Source organism: Pseudarthrobacter sp. L1SW, from assembly GCF_020809045.1.
Lineage (GTDB): Bacteria > Actinomycetota > Actinomycetes > Actinomycetales > Micrococcaceae > Arthrobacter.
Window position 1 is genome coordinate 2398691 of the sequence record NZ_CP078079.1, and the last position, 21438, is coordinate 2420128.

The window sequence follows — 21438 nt, forward strand, 5'->3', positions numbered from 1 at the left end:
TCTTAGCTGTTGGTTGCGCTCCCCCTGTGGCAGGTGCGGACCCAGCAGACACAAGGACTAATTTTGCCACATCGCGGAGGTTACAGCCAATCCCCGCAGCCACCCGAAGAATGTATGGCCGCCGCCGACCGCCTAGGAGGAGGCCGGGTCCTGCTCGGCACCTTCAGCGCCAGGGCGCCGGCGCAGGCGTCCGTCGACGACGTCGTATCCCAGTTCCTGCAGTTCGGCGCGGTCCGCGCGTGGCAGCTTTCCAGCGTCGAACGTTTCGAGGAGGTCTGGCCGGCGCTCTGCCGTCCGCCGGAACTGTTCATGCCGGCGCCACTGCGCGATCTTGCCGTGGTTGCCGCTTAAGAGCACGGCCGGCACTTCCCGTTCACGCCACACGGAGGGCTTGGTGTAGACGGGATACTCCAGGAGGCCGTCGGAGTGGGATTCCTCCACCAGCGATTCCGGATTGCCCACCACGCCCGGCAGCAGGCGGCCGATGGCCTCCACCATGGCCAGGACCGCCACCTCGCCCCCGTTCAGGACATAGTCCCCCAGGCTGATGGGACGGACGTCGAAGTGTTCCCGGGACCACTCGATCACGCGTTCGTCGATGCCCTCGTAGCGTCCACAGGCGAATGCCAGGTGCTCGTGTTCCGCCAGTTCGTGCGCCAGCGCCTGGGTGAAGCGCTCCCCTGCCGGTGAGGGAACGATCAACACGGGCCTTGCCGCCCCTTCCGGGCGGCCTTCTGCAATGGAGGCCAGGGCCTGCGCCCAGGGTTCGGGCTTCATGACCATTCCCGCACCGCCGCCATAGGGCGTGTCATCCACGGTCCGGTGCCGGTCCGTGGTGAAGGCGCGGAGATCGTGGACGCGCAGGTCCAGGATCCCGTCCTGCCTGGCCTTGCCAATCAGTGACAGTTCCAGCGGCGCCAGGTACTCCGGAAAGATGCTGACGACGTCGATCCGCATCTACGCTTTGCCTTCCGGCTCCGAAGGGGCTGCTTCTGTCTCCGCATTCAGCTCGAAAAGGCCGTCCGGCGGCGTGAGGAGGATGTAGCCGCCCTCGACATTGACTTCAGGAACAATCTGCTCGACGAACGGAACCAGGATCTCGCCGCCGTCCGGGGTGGTGACCATCAGCAGGTCCTGCGCGGTTCCGGTGTTCAGCGCGGCCACCTTGCCCACGACGTTTGAGCCCACCCGGGCCTCCAGGCCGACGAGTTCATGCTCGTACCAGCCTTCGTCGTCGTCCTCCTCCAGCTCTTCGGTTTCGATGAAGAGCTTGGCACCACGGAGGGTTTCCGCTTCATTGCGGGTTTCAATCTCCTCGAAGCCCAGCAGCAGGATGTCCTTGTTCCACCGGGCGCTGTTCACAGTGAGCGGGCCGACGGATGCCGGTTCCACCATGAACTCGGCACCCGGGACAAACCGGTCCCCAGGGGCATCGGTCAGGACCTGGACGGTTACTTCCCCGCGGATGCCATGGGGTTTGCCGATTCGTGCCACCTGAAGCTGCATGTGTTCCTCTGTTCGGGTTGTGGTTGGTCCACGGTGTCCTGGTGAAAGCACTCCGGCCCCTCCACCGCGTTGGTGGAAGGGCCGGAGCTAAAACTGATATTGCCGAGCGCTCAGCGGCGGCGGTCGGTGTCGACGACGTCGACACGCACCGGCTCACCGCCGGCCAAGGCTGCCACCACGGTGCGCAGTGCACGCGCCGTGCGGCCCTGGCGGCCAATCACCCGTCCGAGGTCGTCCTGGTGAACACGCACTTCGAGGGTGTCCCCGCGGCGGTTGTTCTTGGAGCTGACCTTGACGTCATCCGGGGAATCAACGATTCCGCGGACCAGGTGTTCCAGCGCTTCTGCCAGCAATCTACTCAGCCTCGGTGGTCTCTGCTTCGGCCTCGGCGGGTGCTTCGGCTGCATCAGACTTGGATGCCTTCTTGGTGATGGCTTCCGGGATGATGACGGAACCCTTCTCCGGGGCAACGAAGGCGACCTTCTCAGACTTGGTCTTCAGGGTGCCTTCCTGGCCCGGCAGGCCCTTGAACTTCTGCCAGTCACCGGTGATCTTGAGGATCGCGGCGACCTGCTCGGACGGCTGGGCGCCGACGGACAGCCAGTACTGCGCACGCTCGGAGTTGACCTCGATGTATGAGGGCTCTTCGGTGGGGTGGTACTTACCGATTTCTTCGATGGCACGGCCGTCACGCTTGGTGCGTGAGTCCGCGACGACGATGCGGTAGTACGGTGCGCGCATCTTGCCAAAGCGCTTAAGGCGAATCTTTACGGCCACTGTTGTGGTCACTCCTGTTTCAGAAAAAGGGGGTGAACCCGGCTTTCTGCACCCGTGGGGCGGGCCGTACTTGCGGGTTCGAAGGACAGGATCCGGACGCGGAGAGAGGGGCCACGCAGATCGAGTACCTGTTTATTGTGCCAGATCAGCGTCCGGATTTCGACTTGACACGTACCGGCCCTGCTCGCGCTGCCCGGACGGATGGGCACGGACGGCTCAGGCGGACCAGACGTAGAGGCCCGTGCGCTCCGAGTCATCGATCCTGCCGGCCATTTCAGCAAGCTGCCGGACGTAGGTGCGCGCCTGGGCAGCACCGAACGGCATGTCATCCTGTGCCGCCCACTGCTCAGCGACGTCTTCGAGGACGTCGCCCTCCCCTTCGGTTTCGTAGGACAGGAGGTCCGCCAGGGCACGCACCATCGCCGGGGGAACCGCGAGCAGCGAATCGCTCGCCACGTCCACCATGGTCAGCTCATAGTCGGCCCCGCCGGCGTGGACCGCGGTGCCGGCCAGGTCACCCAGCTGCTCCACTTCAAAGTCGCTGATTCCCGGGATCCGGACGGCGTCGCCGCCGGGGGCACTGCCGCCTTTATCCAGGATGCCGCCGCGCTTCAGTGCGGCGTCGTGGGTGGCAACAAAGATTTCGGTGAAGCCCATGGGAAGTGCCCTCATTCCGTTGACGGTGCGGCCTGCCGGGGGGGCAGCGCGTGCCGCCCGGCGGTTCGGTTTCAGCCTAGTACAGATACCCCCGGCGGCACCTGCCCATGCCACCGCCAGCCCGGTGCACAAAACGCCGCTGTCAGCGGACGGCGACCCGGATCCTGTTGCGCCACGGATCCTCGAACCGGAGTTCGGCGCCGGTGTGGTGGGCGGCAACACCGGCAACCTTAAGGCGGTCGGCGAGGGCGCCGACGTCGTCCCCTGACGGAACCTCGATGAGGACCTCACCCAGGCCGAGGGTGTCCTTGCGCGGCCCCGCGCCGCGGCTGTTCCAGACATTCATTGCCATGTGGTGGTGGTACCGGCCCGCCGAGACGAACAGGGCCTGGCCGTGCCAGCCGGCGGTCTTTTCGAATCCGAGGGTCCCAACGTAGAAGTCGCGGGCCGTTTGGACGTCACCCACCTGAAGGTGCACGTGGCCCACGCCGGCAACCGTTCCGCGCTGGCGTTCCTGGGACTCCTCGGTGAGGTGCTGCTCCAGGTAGCGCTGCGGCGGAAGGGCCAGGCTGTCCATCACCACGTCAGTGCCATTCCAGGACCAGCTGCTGCGCGGCCGGTCCCAGTAGAGCTCGATCCCGTTGCCTTCCGGGTCGGTGAAGTAGAAGGCCTCGCTGACCAGGTGGTCTGCGCTGCCGGTGAAGGAGCGGGGCTCGAACTGGGCGGCGGTGGCGATGGTGGCGGCAAGGTCCGCCTGGTTCTCGAACAGCAGCGCGGTGTGGAAAAGGCCGGCCTCTCCCCTGCCCGGGAGGTTCAGGCCCGGAGCGGGGGCAAGGTGCACCAGCGGCCTCTGCAGCCGGCCGAGGTAAAGCCCGCCGTCCTGCTCCGCGACGACCTCCAGGCCCAGGGCGCGCTGGTAGTAGTCGGTCATGACCTTCATGTCGCCCACCTTGAGCATCACGGTGCCCATGGCAAGGTCGGCAGGAAGGAGATCCTGGCTGGCGGCTTGTGCAGTCATTGAAAACTCCCGGTGCTGTGGGCCATCCGATCTGGAGGCCTTTCACTCTTAAAATTACTTGAAGCTTCAATTTATTCCAAGTCCCAATTTTCGACATTCGCCCGGCAGTTTCAGCGGACCAACCGTCCTCCCAAGACAACGTGCGCCAGGTCACGGACGGTGTCCGGCACCATTCGCGGGTCCTCCCTGCAGAGCACAACGTCAGCCCGCGCCCCCTCCGCAATTCCCTCCGCGCCCAGCCACGTCCGGGCGCTCCAGCACGCCGCGTCCAACGCAGCGGCGATGGGCAGTCCTGCCGCGTGGAGGGCGAGGATCTCATCGGCGATCCTGCCGTGCGTGATGACACTCCCGGCATCCGTTCCGGCGTAAATCCGCACCCCGGCCTCGTAGGCCTCAAGCACCCGTTCCTCCCGCCGTTCCCACAGCGCACGCATATGCGCCGCGTATGCGGGGAACTTGGGATCGGCCTGCGCCGCGATGTCCGGGAACGTGGCAATGTTGATCAAAGTGGGCACGATGGGTACCCGCTGCTCCACAAACCGGGGAAGGTGGCGTGGCAGCAGGCCGGTGGCATGCTCCACGCAGTCGATGCCGGCGTCCAGCACGTCGTCGAGCGTCTCTTCGGCAAAGCAGTGCGCGGTAACGCGCGCACCCTCATCGTGGGCGGCCTGGACTGCATCACGGACGACGGCGGCAGGGAAGGACGGGGCCAGGTCGCCGGCGCCGCGGTCGATCCAGTCCCCCACGAGTTTGACCCAGCCGTCACCGTCCCGGGCCTGCTTGCGGACAGCCTCCACCAGGCCGTCCGGCTCAACCTCTTCCGCGAATCCACGCAAGTACCGCCGCGTACGCGCAACATGGCGGCCCGCGCGGATCAGCACCGGGAAGTCGCTCCCGCCCTGCAGCCACCTGGTGTCGGCAGGGGATCCTGCGTCCCGGACCAACAGCGTGCCGGCCATCAGGTCCGTCCGGGCCTGGTCCCCGGCGGTGGCCGCATCCACTGCACCTCCCACCCCCAAGCCGATGTGGCAGTGGGCATCCACGAAGCCCGGCAGCACCCAGCCGGCCAGGATCCTGTCCGGCGCCTTCGCTGGTTGGCGGAACGTCAGCCTGCCGTTAATGGACCACAGGCCGCGGGCCTCGCTGTCCGGCCCGGTAAGCACAGTTCCGGTGAACTGGATGATTTCTGGCATGGCCTTCCTCTCCTCGCCCGGACAGGCTAGCATCGGCCAACGTGGCAAGGCCCCCTCGCGTTTGCCCTTGCTGGGCGTGTGGTAGCTTTCATCTTGACCACACGGGTGCCCCTGCAGGGGCTGAGATCGGGCTGACGCAGCCTGCGACCGTCGAACCTGTCCGGGTAATGCCGGCGAAGGAAGTGAGTATTCCTTGAGTACGCAAACTGCACAGCTGAACCCTGCCCACAACCCGTCAGTCGCGGAGGAAAACAGCCAAAACCAGCCTCCTGTCACGCAATCCCTGAAGTCCCACTCGTTGGCGTTTGTCCACGATGAGGCGGCGGGCATCCGGGTACCCGTCACGGAAATAGAGCTGACGGACTCACCGAACGGGCAGCCCAACGGCCCGTTCCGGACCTACCGGACGGCAGGGCCCGGGAGCGACCCCGTCCGCGGCCTCCTTCCCTTCCGGACGGACTGGATCGAAGCGCGCGGGGACACCGAGGCGTACAGCGGCAGGGAACGGAACCTGCTCGACGACGGCCGCTCGGCTGTCCGCCGCGGCGCTGCCAGCGCGGAGTGGAAGGGAGCGCGCCCCGTGCCCCGCCGCGCCGTCGACGGCAGGACCGTGACGCAGATGCACTATGCGCGGCAGGGCGTCATCACCCCGGAGATGCGTTTCGTGGCGCTGCGGGAGAACTGCGATGTGGAACTGGTCCGCAGCGAACTGGCTGCGGGCCGCGCCATCATCCCGAGCAACATCAACCACCCTGAGTCCGAGCCGATGATCATCGGCAAGGCCTTCCTGGTGAAGATCAACGCGAACATCGGCAACTCTGCGGTCACGTCCTCGATCGCCGAGGAGGTGGACAAACTGCAGTGGGCCACCCAATGGGGCGCGGACACGGTGATGGACCTTTCCACCGGCGATGACATCCACACCACCCGCGAATGGATTATCCGCAACTCGCCCGTGCCAATCGGCACCGTCCCCATCTACCAGGCGCTCGAGAAGGTCAATGGGGAAGCCAATGCCCTTACGTGGGAGGTTTTCCGCGATACCGTCATTGAGCAGTGCGAGCAGGGGGTGGACTATATGACCATCCACGCCGGGGTCCTGCTCAGGTACGTTCCCCTGACGGCCAACCGGGTCACGGGCATCGTGTCCCGCGGCGGTTCCATCATGGCCGGCTGGTGCCTTGCGCACCACCAGGAGAACTTCCTCTACACCCACTTTGACGAGCTCTGCGAGATTTTCGCACGGTACGACGTCGCGTTTTCCCTGGGCGACGGCCTGCGGCCCGGGGCGACGGCGGACGCCAACGACGCGGCGCAGTTCGCCGAACTGGACACGCTGGCTGAGCTGACGCAGCGCGCCTGGGAGTACGACGTCCAGGTGATGGTTGAGGGTCCGGGCCACATCCCGTTCCACCTGGTCCGCGAAAACGTGGAGCGCCAGCAGGAACTGTGCAAGGGTGCGCCCTTCTACACGCTCGGGCCGCTGGTGACGGACGTGGCGCCGGGCTATGACCACATCACCTCGGCCATCGGCGCCACCGAGATCGCCCGCTACGGCACCGCCATGCTGTGTTATGTCACGCCCAAGGAGCACCTGGGGCTGCCCAACAAGGACGACGTAAAGACCGGGGTGATCACCTACAAGATCGCGGCGCACGCGGCGGACCTTGCCAAGGGCCACCCGGGTGCGCACGAGCGTGATGATGCGCTGTCCAAGGCGCGCTTCGAGTTCCGCTGGCGCGACCAGTTCGCGTTGTCCCTGGACCCTGTCACTGCTGAAGCCTTCCACGATGAGACGCTGCCCGCCGAACCTGCCAAAACCGCGCATTTCTGCTCCATGTGCGGCCCCAAATTCTGTTCCATGAGGATCAGCCAGGACATCCGGGATGAATACGGCTCCGCTGAATCGCAGGCAGCCCTGGCCGAGGCTGCGGCGGGAATGAAGGGCAAAAGCGAGGAATTCCGGGCGGCGGGCGGCAAGGTGTACCTGCCGGAGCCCCGCGTTGCCGCCGGAAGCTAACGTTTCAGGAGGCGCGTGCCTGGACCCGGCTGGCGTCACCGATAAACGAGCGGATGATGCGGTCCCCTTCGATTGAATCCTGGGGCCGGTGCCCTCCCGCCGCAGTGCGGTGCAGGGCGCCGGTCTCCCGGAGGTAGCCCGCGATCTCTTCGTAAAGCGGCTCCCAGCCGCCCGTCAGGACGAGCGTAGGCACACCGGGAACGATGTGCAGCGGCGCTTCCCACGACGGCACCTGCAGCCGCAGCCGCCGGGCGGACCGCTTTTCTTCCACCGTGACCGGATGCTGCAGGTCCGTGGCGTAGACCCGGCGGACGAATTCCCGCTGGAAGTCCTCATCACTGAGTTGGTGCCGGATGTCCAGGAGCGGCCTCATCAGCGCGATGTGGGCTGCCGTGGCCGGCAGTTCCGCGGTCAGGGACAGGCAGGCTGGCTCCACCAGCGTCAGCGAGTAGACAAGGTCGGGACGTTCGACGGCGGCCATCATCGCTGCGATGGCGCCTTGGGCGTGTGCCACGATGTGCCCGCCTACGGCGCCCCGGCCGTCGTCGGCCAGCGACCGCAGCAGGATCCGGGCGTCCTCGTCGAAGGAGGATTCCACTGGCTCCGCCACGGGATCGTAGCCGTGGCGGCGCAGGAACAGGGCGTCATAGGACAGTGCCAGGCCATGCTGGCGGGGCCAGGCGGCGGCGCCGAAGCTGCCCGCGCCGTGCACGAACACTACCCTCTGCTTGAACATGACCCAACCCTATTCCACAGCCCCGACATCCCAACCAGGTAGCGCCAAGTGTCGTTATGAACCGTCAAAACGACACTTGGCGCTACCTGGTTGGGAGACAGGGATTGCTACTTGCCCAGGAACTTGTCGAAGCCCTTGGGCAGGTTCAGCTGGGACGGGTCGAAGTCGCCGCCCTGCTGGCCGAAGGCAGCGCCGGTGGGCAACGCCTTGGCCGCGTTCGCCCGGCGGGCCTCGGCGTCCTTCCGCTCCTGGGCGGCCTTGGCCGGGTTGCCGGACTTCGCCTTCTTCTTGGGGGCGTTCTTGGCGTTCTTCCGCGCCCCGCCACCGGCCCCCGGCATGCCCGGCATTCCGGGCATCCCCGGCATGCCGCCCTGGGCCATCTTCTTCATCATCTTCTGGGCCTGGGCAAAGCGCTCAAGCAGCCCGTTGACCTCGGAGACGTGGACACCGGAACCGCGGGCAATACGGGCACGGCGGGAGCCGTTGATGATCTTGGGCGCAACACGCTCGTGCGGGGTCATGGAGCGGACGATGGCCTCGACGCGGTCGATCTCGCGTTCGTCGAACTGCTCCAGCTGCTGGCGGATGTTCTGCGCGCCCGGCATCATCATGAGCATTTTCTTCATCGAGCCCATGTTGCGGATCTGCTGCATCTGGGCCAGGAAGTCCTCAAGGGTGAAGTCTTCCTGGTCGGCGAATTTCTTCGCCATCCGGGCGGCTTCGTCCTTGTCCCAGGATTTCTCCGCCTGCTCAATCAGCGTCAGGACGTCACCCATGTCCAGGATGCGCGAAGCCATCCGGTCCGGGTGGAACAGCTCGAAGTCGTCCAGGCCTTCGCCGGTGGACGCGAACATCACGGGCTTGCCGGTGACCGAAGCCACCGAGAGCGCGGCACCGCCGCGCGCGTCGCCGTCGAGCTTGGACAGGACGATGCCCGTGAAGTTGACGCCCTCGTCAAAGGCAAGCGCCGTGTTCACGGCGTCCTGGCCGATCATGGAGTCGATGACGAACAGGACTTCGTTGGGCACAATGGCGCGGCGGATCTGGCGCGCCTGCTCCATCATGTCCGCGTCAACGCCGAGCCGGCCGGCGGTGTCCACAATGACGACGTCGTGCAGCTTCTGGCGGGCTTCCTCCACGCCGGCGCGGGCGACCGCCACGGGGTCGCCGGCAGGGTGCTCGAGTTCGGAGGATGTCGCTCCCGGGTGCGGCGCGAATACGGGCACCTTGGCGCGCTGGCCCACCACCTGCAGCTGGGTGACCGCGTTGGGGCGCTGCAGGTCGCAGGCCACCAGGATGGGGCTGTGGCCCTGGGCCTTAAGCCACTTGGACAGTTTGCCGGCGAGGGTGGTCTTACCGGCGCCCTGCAGGCCGGCCAGCATGATGATGGTGGGGCCGTTCTTGGCCAGGCGGATCCGGCGGGTTTCACCGCCGAGGATCTCCACCAGCTCCTCGTTGACGATCTTGACGATCTGCTGGCTCGGGTTCAGCGCACCGGACACCTCGGCACCCAGGGCGCGTTCCCGCACCCGGCCGGTGAATTCACGGACAACGGGAACGGCAACGTCGGCATCCAGGAGGGCACGGCGGATCTCGCGGACTGTGGCATCGACGTCGGCCTCGGAGAGCCTGCCTTTACCGCGCAGGTTCTTGAAGGTTGCTGTCAACCGGTCAGAGAGTGAATTGAACACGCGACGTGCACTTCTTTCTGTGGATGATCAAAGGCTGTGGATGATCAAAGGCCGTGGATGATCGGGACTCGACTATCTAGGGTACCAAGTCGGACCCCCAAGGTGGCATGCTGGCAAAATGACGAGCCAACCAACTGTAAAAACCCTCCTCATCCTCGGCGCTTCCGGCGACCTCACGGGCCGGCTGCTCCTGCCCGGCCTGGCGCGCCTGGTGGCAAAGGGCCGGGCCACGGGTCTTCGGCTCGTCGGTGCAGGGTCCGATCCGTGGACCCCGGAACAGTGGCGCGAACGGGTGCACGCGGCCTTCGAAGCAGCTGCCGGACCTGCCGATCCTGAAGGGAAAGAAGCCCTGCAGTCGCTGGAAAAGGAAACTGTCTACCACCAGCTTGATGTCACTGCCGACGGCGCCCTGGCGGCGCTGCTTGCCGAGTTGGAAGGGCCCACCGCCGTCTACTTTGCCCTCCCGCCAAGGGTCAGCCAGCTCGCCTGTGAGGCGCTCAGGCCCGGCCAGGTCCCGGCCGGCACGCGGCTGGTGATGGAAAAGCCCTTCGGCTCCAGCCAGGAGTCTGCCCGGGCGCTCAACCAAACGCTGGTCCGGCTGGTCCCGGAAGACCACATCCACCGGGTGGACCACTTCCTGGGCAAGGCCACCGTCCTGAACATCCTGGGCCTGCGGTTCGCCAACAACTTCCTGGAGCCCGTCTGGGACCGCCACCACGTGGAAAAAGTGGAAATCATCTTTGACGAAGACCTCGCGCTGGAGGGAAGGGCCCGGTATTACGACGGCGCGGGAGCCCTCAGGGACATGATCCAGAGCCACCTCCTTCAGATCATGGCCCTGATGGCCATCGAGCCACCGGCCACCATCGGCGAACGGGACCTGCGCGACGCCATTTCCACTGTCCTTCGCGCCAGCAGCGTCCCGGAGACCTACGCCGGTTCCACCCGCAGGGCACGCTACACGGCGGGTGAAGTGGCCGGGAAGGAGGTCCCCGACTATGCGCGGGAGGATGGCGTGGACGCGGCCCGCGGCACAGAGACCCTGGCCGAAATCCAGGTGAACATCGACAACTGGCGCTGGAAGGGCGTCCCCTTCATTCTTCGTTCCGGCAAGGCGCTGGGCGTCAAGCGCAAGGAAGCCGTGGTCACTTTCCGTCCGGTTCCCCACCTTCCCCTGGGCTTTACCGGCGTTGACTCCCCGAACAAGCTAAGGATCGGTTTTGGGCCGGACACCCTGGCGTTCGACGTCGACGTCAATGGTCCCGGGAACATCTTCAGCCTGGGCCGCATCACCCTCGACGCGGAACTGAGCGCGTCCGACCTCCTCCCCTACGGTGAGGTCCTTGAGGGCGTGCTCGCGGGCGACCCGCTGCTATCCGTCCGCGGCGACACGGCGGAGGAATGCTGGCGCATCGTTGAACCTGTGCTCAAAGCCTGGCAGCAGGATTCTGTCCCGCTGGAAGAATACGACGCCGGATCGGCCGGGCCCGCGGGCTGGCCCGGCACGGTGCCGGGAGACTGAGTCCGGCGCGGCTATATGGCGGCTGCGTCCAGCCTGCGGGCCGGCAAAGGACGCGGCACAGCAGGGCGGGCAGGGAACCTTCCGGTTACCCTGCCCGCCCTGCTGATGTTGGTGCTGTGTTGCTGTCCTAGATTGCGGCGACGCCGCGTTCGCCGGTGCGGACCCGCACCGCCTCGGAAACGTCCACCGTCCACACCTTGCCGTCACCTGCACGGCCGGTGTTCGAGCTGGCGATGATGACGTCCAGGATGTCATCTGCCTGTTCGTCCGTGGCCAGGACCTCCACCCGGATTTTTGGCAGCAGGTCCACGTTGTACTCCGCTCCGCGGTACACCTCGGTGTAACCGCGCTGCCGGCCGTAACCGCTGGCCGCGCTGACCGTCAGGCCCTGCACGCCGTAGGCTTCCAGCCCTTCCCGGATGGCCTCGAGCTTTTCCGGCCGGACGATCGCAGTAATCAGTTTCATGCCCCCACGCTTTCCTTACCTGTTGCTGATTCGGTCTTCGGCGCACCCGCTGCGCCGGAAGTCTGCGCCGCGTCCTGCTGGGTCTTGCCGGTGATCATGTCGTGCAGCGGCTGGAAGCTTCCACCGTGTCCGCCCACACCGAACTCGTAGGCGGTCTCGGCGTGCAGGCTGAGGTCCACACCCACCGTTTCCTGTTCCTGCGAGACCCGGAAGCCCATGGTCTTGTGGATGGCGAAGGCGATGATCGCCGTCAGGATTGCCGAGTACGCGATGGCGATGCCGGCCGCTGCGAGCTGCGCCCACATCTGGGTCATGCCGCCGCCGTAGAAGAGGCCGCCGCCCACACCGTCGGTGGGCAGCGCGATGAAGCCGAGGGCCACGGTGCCGATGATGCCCGAGACAAGGTGCACGCCGACGACGTCAAGGGAGTCATCGAAGCCCCAGCGGAACTTCAGTCCCACTGCGAGGGCCGAGGCGACACCGGCGACGACGCCGAGGCCGAGGGCACCGACGGGGCTGACGTTGGCGCAGGCGGGAGTGATGGCAACGAGGCCGGCAACAACACCGGAGGCGGCACCCAGGGAGGTGGGGTGGCCGTCGCGGATTCGCTCGGTGACCAGCCAGCCGAGCATCGCGGCAGCCGGGGCGGCGAGGGTGTTGACCCAGATGAGGCCACCCTGCTCAGCGGTGGTGGCGGCACCGCCGTTGAAGCCGAACCAGCCGAACCAGAGGATGGCTGCGCCGAGCATGACGAACGGGATGTTGTGCGGGCGGTGGTTCGGGTCCTTGCCGAAGCCCTTGCGGTTGCCGATGATAAGGACCAGGACCAGGGCTGCAACACCTGCGTTGATGTGGACCACGGTGCCGCCTGCGAAGTCGATGGCCGGGCCAAGCGCCTGGCCCACTGCACCTTCAGGACCGAACAGCCCGCCGCCCCACACCATGAAGGCCAGCGGGCAGTAGACAAGGGTGACCCAGACGGGCACGAAGACAGACCAGGCGCCGAACTTGGCGCGGTCGGCAATGGCGCCGCTGATCAGTGCGACGGTGATGATGGCGAAGGTGGCAGCGTAGCCGACCTTGATCAGTCCGTCCGGAGTGTCAATGCCCTCCAGTCCGAAGGTGGCGAAGGGGTTGCCCACGATCTGGAGGAAGCCCTCGCCGGAGCTCATGGAGGCGCCCCAGAGGACCCAGACAACGCCAACCATGCCGATGGAGATGAAGCTCATCATCATCATGTTCAGCGCGGCCTTGGCCCGGGTCATGCCGCCGTAGAAAAATGCCAGACCCGGTGTCATGAACAGCACAAGCGCCGCCGACACCATGATCCATACGTGACCTGCGGTAAGTTCCATGGTGCACGCCTCTCTTATCGATTTGGTCGAAATTGCGGAGATGATCCGCCTGCCAACGCCTTTTGCGTCCTGTAACGAGTGTGTCGGCGCCGTGTTTCGGCCGCGGAGGATTTAGATTGCGGGGCTGTTACAACAACCTCTAGGAAGTAAATGGTGCATATCCGGCTTGTTACGGTTATGTTTCCCCTCTCCCGCCGATGCCCGGCACCCCAGTACGCAAGGATCCTTCGACCATGACGGCTGTACCCCGCGTGAGCCGCGCCACAGCGCGGATTTTTTCCCTGCTGCACCCCGGGAGGCAAAAGCTGCCGCGCGACATCAAGGTGATGCTGGCCGCGGCCTTCCTCATTGCCCTTGGATTCGGCCTTGTTGCGCCCGTGTTGCCACAGTTCGCCACAACCTTCGGCGTGGGAAATACCGAAGCTTCGGTGATCGTGGCGATTTTCGCGTTCATGCGGCTGGTCTTCGCGCCGGCCGGCGGTGCCCTGATTGGCCGGCTCGGCGAACGGCCCGTCTACGTCATGGGCCTGCTGATCGTGGCTGCCTCCACGGCCGCCTGCGCGTTCGCCCAGGACTATTGGCAGCTCCTGCTGTTCCGGGGGCTTGGCGGCGCCGGATCGGTGATGTTCACGGTCGCTTCGATGGCACTGGTGGTGCGGCTTGCTCCGCCGGAGAGCAGGGGCCGCGTTTCCGGCGCCTACGCGTCGGCCTTCCTCATCGGCAATGTCTGCGGCCCGATCGTCGGCGGGATGCTGGCCGGCTTCGGCCTGCGCGTTCCCTTCCTGGCCTACGCGGCCGCCCTGGTGATGGCCGCCGTCGTGGTCCAGACACAGCTGAGCCATCAGCGCCGGGGCGGCGGGGACAGGCAGGAACGCGCGCCGGACATGCCGCTGGGCGAAGCGCTGACCATGGGCCCCTACCGGATCGCCCTGCTGTCCAGCTTCGTGAATGGCTGGGCTACTTTTGGAGTCAGGATGGCCACTGTTCCGCTGTTCGCGGTGGCGGCACTCGGGGCGGGACCCGAGGCGGCCGGGTTTGCGCTGGCGGTCTTTGCCGCCGGGAACGCCGCAGCCCTCACCTTCTCCGGCCGGCTGGCTGACACCTTGGGCCGCAGGCCCATGATGATTGCCGGCCTGGTTGTTGCCGGGGCCGCCACCGCTGCCATCGGTTTTACGTCCGGGCTGGGCTGGTTCCTTGCGGCGTCGGCGCTGGCGGGCATCGGCTCCGGCCTCTTCGGCCCTGCCCAGCAGGCCGCCGTCGCAGACGTGATCGGCAGCGGCCGCTCCGGGGGCAAGGTCCTGGCCGCCTACCAAATGACGTCCGACGTCGGCGCGATCGTTGGGCCGGTCCTGGCGGGTGTGCTGGCGGACCGGCTGGGCTACGGCTGGGCTTTCGGGGTGACCGGCGGCATCATGCTCGTGGCGGCCGCGGGCTGGGCCGCCACCCGCGAAACGCTGCGGGCAGCAAAGTCCTGACCGTGGGCCCTGCCCGCTGACGAAAACGGCGGCCGCCCCTGTGGGACGGCCGCCGTTTTACACGACGATATGGCGTCGGGTCAGTTCAGCAGTGCGTCCACAAAGGCCTCTGCATCGAAGGGGGCGAGGTCGTCCGCCCCCTCGCCCAGGCCGATCAGCTTGACCGGGACGCCGAGGCTCTTTTGGATGGCGACGACGATGCCGCCCTTGGCGGTTCCGTCCAGTTTGGTCAGGACAATGCCCGTGATGTTCACGACTTCCGAGAAGACGCGGGCCTGGTTGAGGCCGTTCTGGCCGGTGGTGGCATCCAGCACCAGGAGGACCTCGTCCACCTCCGCCAGCTTCTCGATAACGCGCTTGACCTTGCCCAGCTCGTCCATGAGGCCCACCTTGTTTTGCAGCCGGCCTGCAGTGTCGATCATGACCACATCCACTTCCTGGTCGATGCCGGCCTTGACTGCTTCATAGGCAACGGAGGCAGGATCGGCGCCGTCGATGTCCGACTTCACAGTCGGTACCCCCACCCGCTGGCCCCAGGTGGCCAGCTGTTCGGCCGCCGCGGCGCGGAAGGTATCCGCAGCGCCGAGGAGGACATCCTTGTCCTCCGCCACGAGCACGCGGGCGAGTTTGCCCACGGTGGTGGTCTTTCCCACGCCATTGACGCCCACCACCATCATGACGGCCGGCTTGTCAGCGTGGCGCTGGACGTTGAGGGTGCGGTCCATGGTGGGGTCCACGAGCTTGATGAGCTCTTCGCGGAGCAGCTCTTTGACCTGCTCCGGGGTCCGGGTGCCCAGGACCTTGACCCGTTCGCGGAGGGCGTCCACGAGCTGCATGGTGGGTTCGGTGCCCAGGTCCGCCAGCAGGAGGGTTTCCTCCACCTCGTCCCACACGTTCTCGTCGATCTTGTCGCTTGAGAGCAGGGCCAGGAGCCCCTTGCCCATGATGTTGTTGGACCGGACCAGGCGCTCGCGCAGCCGGACCAGCCGGCCGGCCACGGGAAGCGGTGTCTCCACCGGAATGACTTCCAGCCCGGCCGCGGTGTCCGGGACCTCGGCGGTTTCCAGCCCCGCCAGGTCCACGCCGTCCGGGGCAGTCCGGTCCGCCACGGGGCCGGGCCGGTCCTCCACGGCAGTGCTCCCGCCCCGCGGCAGGACGGGGTCGTTGGCATCGCGCGTGCCAGGGTACCGGGTGATGTTCTTCCGGGTCTTCATGAGGACCGGAATCAGCCCGCCAATAACCACCAGGGCAGCAAGAATGGACAGAATTATGGGAAGGATGTCATTCACTCCCCTAGCTTCTCATACGCACCGGGGGCCTTCCGGGGGCGGGCGTGCAGTTGACCTGCCGTTACACCCGGCCGGTCATACGTCGGCCCCGAGCCGCTGGCTGATCACCGTGGAGACGCCGTCGCCCCGCATGGTGACTCCGTACAGCGCGTCCGCCACTTCCATGGTCCGCTTCTGGTGGGTGATGACGATGAGCTGGCTGGATTCCCGGAGTTCCTCAAAGATGGTGATGAGCCGGCCCAGGTTGGTGTCATCCAGGGCAGCTTCCACCTCGTCCATGACGTAGAAGGGCGAGGGCCGTGCTTTGAAGATCGCCACCAGCAGAGCCACCGCGGTCAGCGAGCGTTCCCCGCCGGACAGGAGCGAGAGCCGCTTGATCTTCTTTCCGGCCGGACGCGCCTCCACCTCGATTCCGGTGGTGAGCATGTCGGCGGGGTCGGTGAGCACCAGCCGCCCCTCACCGCCCGGGAAGAGCCGGGCGAAGACCCTGGTGAACTGGGCCTGGGTGTCTTCGAAGGCCTCGGTGAAGACGCGCTGGACGCGGTCATCCACCTCCTTGATGATGTCCAGCAGGTCCTTCCGGCTGGCCTTCAGGTCCTCAAGCTGGGTGCTGAGGAACTGATGGCGCTCCTCCAGCGCGGCGAATTCCTCCAGCGCCAGGGGGTTCACCCGGCCCAGGCTGGCGAGGTCCCGTTCGGCCTTCCGCAGCCGCTTCTCCTGCTCTTCGCGGACGTACGGCTTTCCCTCGACGATCTCCGAGCCGGCGTCGTCCACCGGAGCGCGGAGGGCCGCCCATTTGTCGCCGCTTTCCTCGGCCGGAACCGGAACGGGAACGTCCGGGCCGTACTCGGCCACCAAGGCGTCCGGGGTTATTCCCAGTTCGTCGATGGAGCGGGTTTCCAGCGCTTCGATCCGCGCCCTTTGCTGGGCGCGGGCGAGTTCGTCGCGGTGGACGTTGTCCGTGAGGTCGGCCAGTTCCCGCGCCAGGAGTTCATTGGCGGTCCGGACCTCCCCGAGGGCCTGGTCACGCTGCTCCCGGTTTTCTTCGGCAAGGTCGCGTTCATGCCGCGCCAGGTCCACGGACACGTCAACGTGGCGGAGTGCCAGGCCGACGGCGGCGGACACGGCGGCCGCGCGGCGCGCCTGGATGCGGCGCACGCGCGCGCGCTCGGCGGCTTCCTCCCGGGCCCGGCGCTCCGTGGCGGCGGCCCGTTCCAGTGATGCCACGCGGTTCCTGGTGGCAGAGAGCTGCTCCTCGGCGCTGCGAAGCGCCAGGCGTGCCTCAACCTCCGCGGCCCGTGCGTGGGCCGCAGCCTGGGCCAGGGCGTCGCGGTGGTCAGTTGACGGCTCCTGCTCCGCAGGCGCTTCCTGTGCTGCCGCCAGGCGTGCGGCCACGGCGGCGAGCGCCTCCTCCTCTGCCGCCACGTTGTCCTCGGCCCTGGCCAGCGACGCCGCCAGGCGGTCGCTTTCGCCGACGGCGCTGCGGAGTAGGGAGTTCAGGTGGCCGAGGCGTTCCGCCACCGCGGCGAGCTTGGCGTCGGATTCGTGCAGTCTGTCCAGCGCGGCATCGGCCTGTTCCTGCACCTCCGTCCGCTTTGCCTCGGCAGCGGCAAGGGCGAACCTGTTCCGCTCCAGGCCTGCCGTGACCTCCGCAAGCCGGCTCTCGGCGTCGTCCACTGCCGCCTGCACCTCAAGGAGGGACGGCGCCTTGGCCGAGCCGCCCGTGGCTGACAGTGCGGTGAAGACATCCCCGGCGGTAGTGACGGCCGTCAGCCCGGGATGTTCCGCCACCAGGGCGGACGCTGCCCGGATGTCGGGGACGACGGCGGTGCGGGCCAACAGGGACGCAACCAGGCCTGCGTAGGAGGTGCCGCTGCTGGTGAGGGCCCCCGCCCAGCGCGCGCCTGTGGGGAGGGACGCGCCAAAGTCGGCTTGGTGTCCGGCCGTGGCCCCCGCCGGTTCGAGGAGCAGTGACGCCCGCCCGGCGTCGTCATCCTTGAGGAGCTGGAGCACGGCCGTTGCCGCCTCCGCATCCCGGACCACGATTGCCTCGGAGGCCTCCCCCAAGGCCGCGGCTATCGCCGTCTCAAAGCCGGCTTCCACCGTGATTCCGGCCGCCAAGGTACCAAGGATTCCATCGAGGCCGGCGTGCAGCGCGTGCCTCGCCCCGTCCTTCCGTTCGAGGCCCAGCTTCAATGCGTCCCGGCGCGCCGCCAGCGCATCCCGCTTCCGTACCCCCTCGCTGACGGCTGACTTCAGGCCGGCGATTTCCTGGACCACTGCGTCAAGGGCATCACTGGCGGCCTCGTAATCGGCGTCAAGGGATTCCTCTCCCTCTTCCACACCGGCCACCTGGTTTTCCAGTGCCGTGAATTCGGCCTGGGCACGTGCCCGGCGCTCGGTCCCGGCGGCAAGGGATTCACGAAGCCTTCCCAGTTCCGCCTGGGCGGACTCAACGCGGGACCTCGCCGCCGCAACCTGGCCCGCCAGCCGGGCCAGCCCTTCGCGCCGGTCAGCCGCCGCCCTCAGCTCCGCGGTGAGCCGCTTGTCCTCTTCGAGCGCGGCACGCTCGGCCCCGGCTTTTGCCGCGCTGGCGGTGTCCAAGGCGGCTCGCCGGTCAAGGATGCTGCGCTCAAGCTCGGCGAGCTCCTCGCGGACCCTGGCTGCCTGGCGCTCCAGTTGTTCCGGATCCCGGCCCGACGGCGGCGCCTCCACGGACCCCAGGAGGCGGCTGCGGTCCTGGGCCAGGGAGCCGAGTGAACGCAGCCGCTCCCTAGCGGCGGACAGCCGGTACCAGGCGTCCCTTGCGGCATTCAGCCGGGGGGTCGCAACAGCAGCCAGTTGCTCCAGTTCAGCCTGCTGGCGGCGGCCGGCCTCGAGCTGCTGGCCGGCGAGGGCCCGCCGTTCCTTTAGGGCAGCCTCGTCCGCCACGTCCTGTTCAAGTGCCAACTGGAGCTGCACCAGGTCATCGGCCAGCAGGCGGGCACGGGCATCGCGGACATCGAACTGGACCCGCTGGGCCCGGCGGGCCACTTCCGCCTGTTTCCCCAACGGGGTGAGCTGGCGCCGGATTTCTCCGGTGAGGTCCGTGAGGCGCTGCAGGTTTGCCTGCATGGCCTCCAGTTTGCGCACCGTCCGTTCCTTGCGCCGGCGGTGCTTCAGGATGCCGGCGGCTTCCTCGATAAAGCCCCGCCGGTCCTCCGGCGTGGCATGGAGGACGCGGTCCAGCTGTCCTTGGCCGACGATGACGTGCATCTCGCGGCCCAGGCCGGAATCGGACAGCAGTTCCTGGATGTCCAGCAGGCGGCAGCCGGCGCCGTTGATGGCGTATTCGGATCCGCCCGTACGGAACAGCGTCCGCGAAATGGTCACTTCGCTGTACTCGATGGGCAGGGCGCCGTCAGTGTTGTCAATGGTCAGGGAGACGTGGGCCCGGCCAAGGGGCGGCCGGCCGGACGTACCGGCGAAAATGACGTCCTCCATCTTGCCGCCGCGGAGGGTTTTGGCCCCCTGCTCGCCCATGACCCACGCCAGGGCGTCCACCACGTTGGACTTCCCGGAGCCGTTGGGGCCAACCACCGCGGTGACCCCTGGCTCGAAATTGAAGGTGGTGGCGGACGCGAATGACTTGAACCCCCGGACGGTCAGGCTTTTGAGGTGCAAGGCTTTTCGGATCTCCTGAGTGGCTGAGGCGGCTGCTTCGCTGTCCTAAATCTAGCGGGTTCCGGCGCAAAGTCCGGGATTCGGCCCTGCCGTGGAGTCCTCCGCGGCGCCTACCAACGGCCGTTCCGGGGACGCGGCTGGCAGACGGGGCACGTGTGCGAGGACCTGTTCATGAACTGCTCGCGGCGGATGACGGCGTGGATTCCCGCTGCGGCGCAGCGTTTGCAGGCCTGACCTTCCCTGCCATAGACATTGAGGGACCGGTCAAAGTATCCGGAGGCACCGTTGACGTTCACGTACAACGAGTCGAAGCTCGTTCCGCCGGCAGCAAGCGCGTCCAGCATGACCTCCCGGGCGCTGGCGAGCACCCTTTCGGCATCGGCACGGCGCAGGGTGTCCGTGGGGCGGGCGTAGTGGAGCCGCGCCCACCACAGCGCTTCGTCGGCGTAGATGTTCCCGATTCCCGAGACCAGTCCCTGGTCCAGCAGGGCCCGCTTCAGGCCGGTCTTGCGCTTGCGGAGGCGCCGGTAGAAAAGGTCGAAGGAGAAGGCGGGGTCCAGGGGGTCCCGCGCGATGTGCGACGCTTCCTCAGCAATCAAGGGCAAGGGTGATTCGGCAAGGCCGCCGGGGCCGCCGTCGTCCGTGGGGACCATCGCCGTGACAAACAGTCCGCCAAAGATCCGCTGGTCCACGAACCTGAGCTGTTCGGGCATGCCGTCACTGGCGTTGAGCCTGAAACGGACTTTCAGGTGCTTTTCGTCCGGAACCTCCCGGTCCTGCATCAGGAGCTGGCCGCTCATCCCCAGGTGGGCCATGAGGGCAACGCGCGGACGGTCCATGGTTGGCACCGGCGCGGCTCCGGCGACGCCACCCCCGTTGCCGGCTTCCAGAAGCGGCATCCACAAGAACTTGCCCCGCCGGACGACGTCTGCGACCGTGGCGCCTTCCAGGTTCCCGGTGAAGTCCTCCACACCCAGGGCGTGGCGGCGCACGGACCTCGGATCAAGGACCTCCACGGAGGTGATGGTCCGGCCGCGGACCCAGCTCACCAGGCCGCGGCGGACCACCTCAACTTCGGGAAGTTCGGGCACGGCGCTACTTGGCGGGGACGGAACCGGCGGACTTTTTTGCCCCCGCTGCGGCCCCGGTAAGCACCCGCCACGCGTCGGCGGCCGCTTCCTGCTCCGCTTCCTTCTTCGAGTGGCCGGAACCCTTGCCATAGGCGGTGCCGCCGACGTGGAGGACGGCGGTGAACGTGCGGGCATGGTCCGGCCCCGAGCCGTCCACGGCGTAGTGGATGGTTCCGAGCTGGCGGCTGGCCGCGAGTTCCTGGATGCTGGTCTTCCAGTCCGTTCCCGCGCCGAGGGCGGCCGCATCCTTCAGCAGGGGACCGATCAGGCGCATCACCAGCTGGCGCGCTGTTTCGATGTCGTTGGACACGTAGGTGGCCCCGATCAGGGCTTCCATAGTGTCAGCCAGGATGGAGGCCTTGTTGTTGCCATGGGTGAGCTTCTCGCCCTGTCCAAGGTAGATGTAGTCCCCGATGCCCAGGCTGCGTCCGATGCCGGCCAGCGCACGGGTGCTGACGACGGCGGAGCGCCGCTTGGCGAGCTCGCCTTCGGGCAGTTCCGGGTTGTCCCGGTACAGCGCGTCGGTCACGGAGAACCCCAGGATGGAATCACCCAGGAATTCGAGCCGCTCGTTGGTGGGTATGCCGCCGTTTTCGTAGGCGTAGGAACGGTGTGTGAGCGCAAGACGAAGCGTCCCGGCGTCAATAGAGACACCGAGACGCTTCAGAAGCTCTTCAGTTGAAGACATCATGTCAGCCTGAGTGGCCGATTAGACGTCCGCGACCTTGCGTCCCTTGTACTCAAGGAACAGCGCAGTGCCGGCCGAGTCGGTGACAACCTTTGCCTGGTGCGGCAGGCTGTAGGTGACCTGGCCGTTCTCGACGGTCTTCACCAGGTGGGGGGCGGTCGCCTTCCACTGGGAGCGGCGGGCGCGGGTATTCGAGCGAGACATTTTCCGCTTGGGAACAGCCACGGCTAACTCATTTCTCTCTAGACAAAC

At 66.9% G+C, this 21438-nt stretch carries 19 protein-coding genes and 1 riboswitch; of the genes, 3 read left to right on the forward strand and 16 right to left on the reverse strand.

The window, feature by feature from the left end:
- Positions 1-132: 132 nt before the first annotated feature.
- The 7 genes from trmD to KTR40_RS11100 form a co-directional block, all read right to left on the reverse strand.
- A complete protein-coding gene (trmD, locus tag KTR40_RS11070) occupies positions 133-957 on the reverse strand; it encodes a tRNA (guanosine(37)-N1)-methyltransferase TrmD (RefSeq protein ID WP_228403746.1) in 825 nt (274 codons plus the stop codon).
- A complete protein-coding gene (rimM, locus tag KTR40_RS11075) occupies positions 958-1506 on the reverse strand; it encodes a ribosome maturation factor RimM (protein ID WP_139029535.1) in 549 nt (182 codons plus the stop codon).
- A 110-nt stretch (positions 1507-1616) separates the two neighbouring features.
- Positions 1617-1859, reverse strand: coding sequence for an RNA-binding protein (locus KTR40_RS11080; RefSeq protein WP_018759999.1), 243 nt, complete (start codon positions 1857-1859; stop codon positions 1617-1619).
- Between the two features lies 1 nt (position 1860).
- Positions 1861-2283, reverse strand: coding sequence for a 30S ribosomal protein S16 (rpsP, locus tag KTR40_RS11085; protein WP_102974722.1), 423 nt, complete (start codon positions 2281-2283; stop codon positions 1861-1863).
- A gap of 216 nt (positions 2284-2499) precedes the next feature.
- A complete protein-coding gene (locus KTR40_RS11090) occupies positions 2500-2940 on the reverse strand; it encodes a hypothetical protein (protein ID WP_171059032.1) in 441 nt (146 codons plus the stop codon).
- 142 nt (positions 2941-3082) lie between these two features.
- A complete protein-coding gene (locus KTR40_RS11095) occupies positions 3083-3958 on the reverse strand; it encodes a VOC family protein (protein WP_228403748.1) in 876 nt (291 codons plus the stop codon).
- 110 nt (positions 3959-4068) lie between these two features.
- Entirely contained in the window at positions 4069-5151 is a 1083-nt protein-coding gene (locus tag KTR40_RS11100) for an amidohydrolase family protein (protein ID WP_228403750.1), read from the reverse strand.
- Between the two features lie 91 nt (positions 5152-5242).
- Positions 5243-5350, forward strand: a riboswitch (TPP riboswitch).
- Between KTR40_RS11100 and thiC the strand changes: the two genes are divergently transcribed.
- A complete protein-coding gene (gene thiC / locus KTR40_RS11105) occupies positions 5345-7171 on the forward strand; it encodes a phosphomethylpyrimidine synthase ThiC (protein WP_304940880.1) in 1827 nt (608 codons plus the stop codon). (Overlaps the previous riboswitch by 6 nt.)
- Positions 7172-7175: 4 nt before the next feature.
- Here thiC and KTR40_RS11110 read toward each other — a convergent pair whose 3' ends face one another.
- Both KTR40_RS11110 and ffh read right to left on the reverse strand, forming a co-directional pair.
- A complete protein-coding gene (locus tag KTR40_RS11110) occupies positions 7176-7907 on the reverse strand; it encodes an alpha/beta hydrolase (RefSeq protein ID WP_139029539.1) in 732 nt (243 codons plus the stop codon).
- 107 nt (positions 7908-8014) lie between these two features.
- Positions 8015-9598, reverse strand: coding sequence for a signal recognition particle protein (gene ffh / locus KTR40_RS11115; RefSeq protein WP_139029540.1), 1584 nt, complete (start codon positions 9596-9598; stop codon positions 8015-8017).
- Positions 9599-9716: 118 nt separating this feature from the next.
- Between ffh and KTR40_RS11120 the strand changes: the two genes are divergently transcribed.
- Positions 9717-11120, forward strand: coding sequence for a glucose-6-phosphate dehydrogenase (locus tag KTR40_RS11120; RefSeq protein ID WP_228403752.1), 1404 nt, complete (start codon positions 9717-9719; stop codon positions 11118-11120).
- A 127-nt stretch (positions 11121-11247) separates the two neighbouring features.
- Here KTR40_RS11120 and KTR40_RS11125 read toward each other — a convergent pair whose 3' ends face one another.
- Together KTR40_RS11125 and KTR40_RS11130 are read right to left on the reverse strand one after the other, a co-directional pair.
- Positions 11248-11586, reverse strand: a complete 339-nt coding sequence (locus KTR40_RS11125) for a P-II family nitrogen regulator (RefSeq protein WP_013601408.1) — start codon at positions 11584-11586, stop codon at positions 11248-11250.
- The gene (locus KTR40_RS11130) at positions 11583-12941 is read right to left on the reverse strand and encodes an ammonium transporter (RefSeq protein ID WP_139029542.1); all 1359 of its coding nucleotides are present in this window, start codon (positions 12939-12941) and stop codon (positions 11583-11585) included. The genes KTR40_RS11125 and KTR40_RS11130 overlap by 4 nt, the downstream gene beginning before the upstream one ends.
- A gap of 233 nt (positions 12942-13174) precedes the next feature.
- On the opposite strand from KTR40_RS11130, the gene KTR40_RS11135 reads away from it, so the two are divergent.
- Positions 13175-14416, forward strand: a complete 1242-nt coding sequence (locus tag KTR40_RS11135) for an MFS transporter (RefSeq protein ID WP_370633124.1) — start codon at positions 13175-13177, stop codon at positions 14414-14416.
- Positions 14417-14496: 80 nt separating this feature from the next.
- Here KTR40_RS11135 and ftsY read toward each other — a convergent pair whose 3' ends face one another.
- The 5 genes from ftsY to rpmF all read right to left on the reverse strand — a co-directional run bounded on the left by ftsY (position 14497) and on the right by rpmF (position 21411).
- Entirely contained in the window at positions 14497-15705 is a 1209-nt protein-coding gene (ftsY, locus tag KTR40_RS11140) for a signal recognition particle-docking protein FtsY (protein ID WP_139029543.1), read from the reverse strand.
- Positions 15706-15780: 75 nt separating this feature from the next.
- Positions 15781-19368, reverse strand: a complete 3588-nt coding sequence (smc, locus tag KTR40_RS11145; RefSeq protein WP_228403754.1) for a chromosome segregation protein SMC — start codon at positions 19366-19368, stop codon at positions 15781-15783.
- A gap of 110 nt (positions 19369-19478) precedes the next feature.
- Complete coding sequence (gene mutM / locus KTR40_RS11150) at positions 19479-20459, reverse strand: bifunctional DNA-formamidopyrimidine glycosylase/DNA-(apurinic or apyrimidinic site) lyase (RefSeq protein ID WP_228403756.1); 981 nt, start codon at positions 20457-20459, stop codon at positions 19479-19481.
- A gap of 4 nt (positions 20460-20463) precedes the next feature.
- Positions 20464-21186 (reverse strand): ribonuclease III, encoded by a 723-nt coding sequence (gene rnc / locus KTR40_RS11155; protein WP_139029771.1) that lies wholly within the window; start codon positions 21184-21186, stop codon positions 20464-20466.
- Positions 21187-21207: 21 nt separating this feature from the next.
- On the reverse strand, positions 21208-21411 hold the full coding sequence (rpmF, locus tag KTR40_RS11160) for a 50S ribosomal protein L32 (RefSeq protein ID WP_009356569.1): 204 nt from the start codon (positions 21409-21411) through the stop codon (positions 21208-21210).
- Positions 21412-21438 lie beyond the last annotated feature (27 nt).

Excerpts from the sequence above, each read along its gene's own strand:
- KTR40_RS11135 (WP_370633124.1), top strand. The coding sequence starts at position 13,175 with ATGACGGCTGTACCCCGCGTGAGCCGCGCCACAGCGCGGATTTTTTCC.
- KTR40_RS11100 (WP_228403750.1), bottom strand. The coding sequence starts at position 5,151 with ATGCCAGAAATCATCCAGTTCACCGGAACTGTGCTTACCGGGCCGGAC.
- rimM (WP_139029535.1), bottom strand. The coding sequence starts at position 1,506 with ATGCAGCTTCAGGTGGCACGAATCGGCAAACCCCATGGCATCCGCGGG.
- KTR40_RS11110 (WP_139029539.1), bottom strand. The coding sequence starts at position 7,907 with ATGTTCAAGCAGAGGGTAGTGTTCGTGCACGGCGCGGGCAGCTTCGGC.
- KTR40_RS11130 (WP_139029542.1), bottom strand. The coding sequence starts at position 12,941 with ATGGAACTTACCGCAGGTCACGTATGGATCATGGTGTCGGCGGCGCTT.
- KTR40_RS11095 (WP_228403748.1), bottom strand. The coding sequence starts at position 3,958 with ATGACTGCACAAGCCGCCAGCCAGGATCTCCTTCCTGCCGACCTTGCC.
- rnc (WP_139029771.1), bottom strand. The coding sequence starts at position 21,186 with ATGTCTTCAACTGAAGAGCTTCTGAAGCGTCTCGGTGTCTCTATTGAC.
- KTR40_RS11125 (WP_013601408.1), bottom strand. The coding sequence starts at position 11,586 with ATGAAACTGATTACTGCGATCGTCCGGCCGGAAAAGCTCGAGGCCATC.
- trmD (WP_228403746.1), bottom strand. The coding sequence starts at position 957 with ATGCGGATCGACGTCGTCAGCATCTTTCCGGAGTACCTGGCGCCGCTG.
- KTR40_RS11120 (WP_228403752.1), top strand. The coding sequence starts at position 9,717 with ATGACGAGCCAACCAACTGTAAAAACCCTCCTCATCCTCGGCGCTTCC.
- KTR40_RS11090 (WP_171059032.1), bottom strand. The coding sequence starts at position 2,940 with ATGGGCTTCACCGAAATCTTTGTTGCCACCCACGACGCCGCACTGAAG.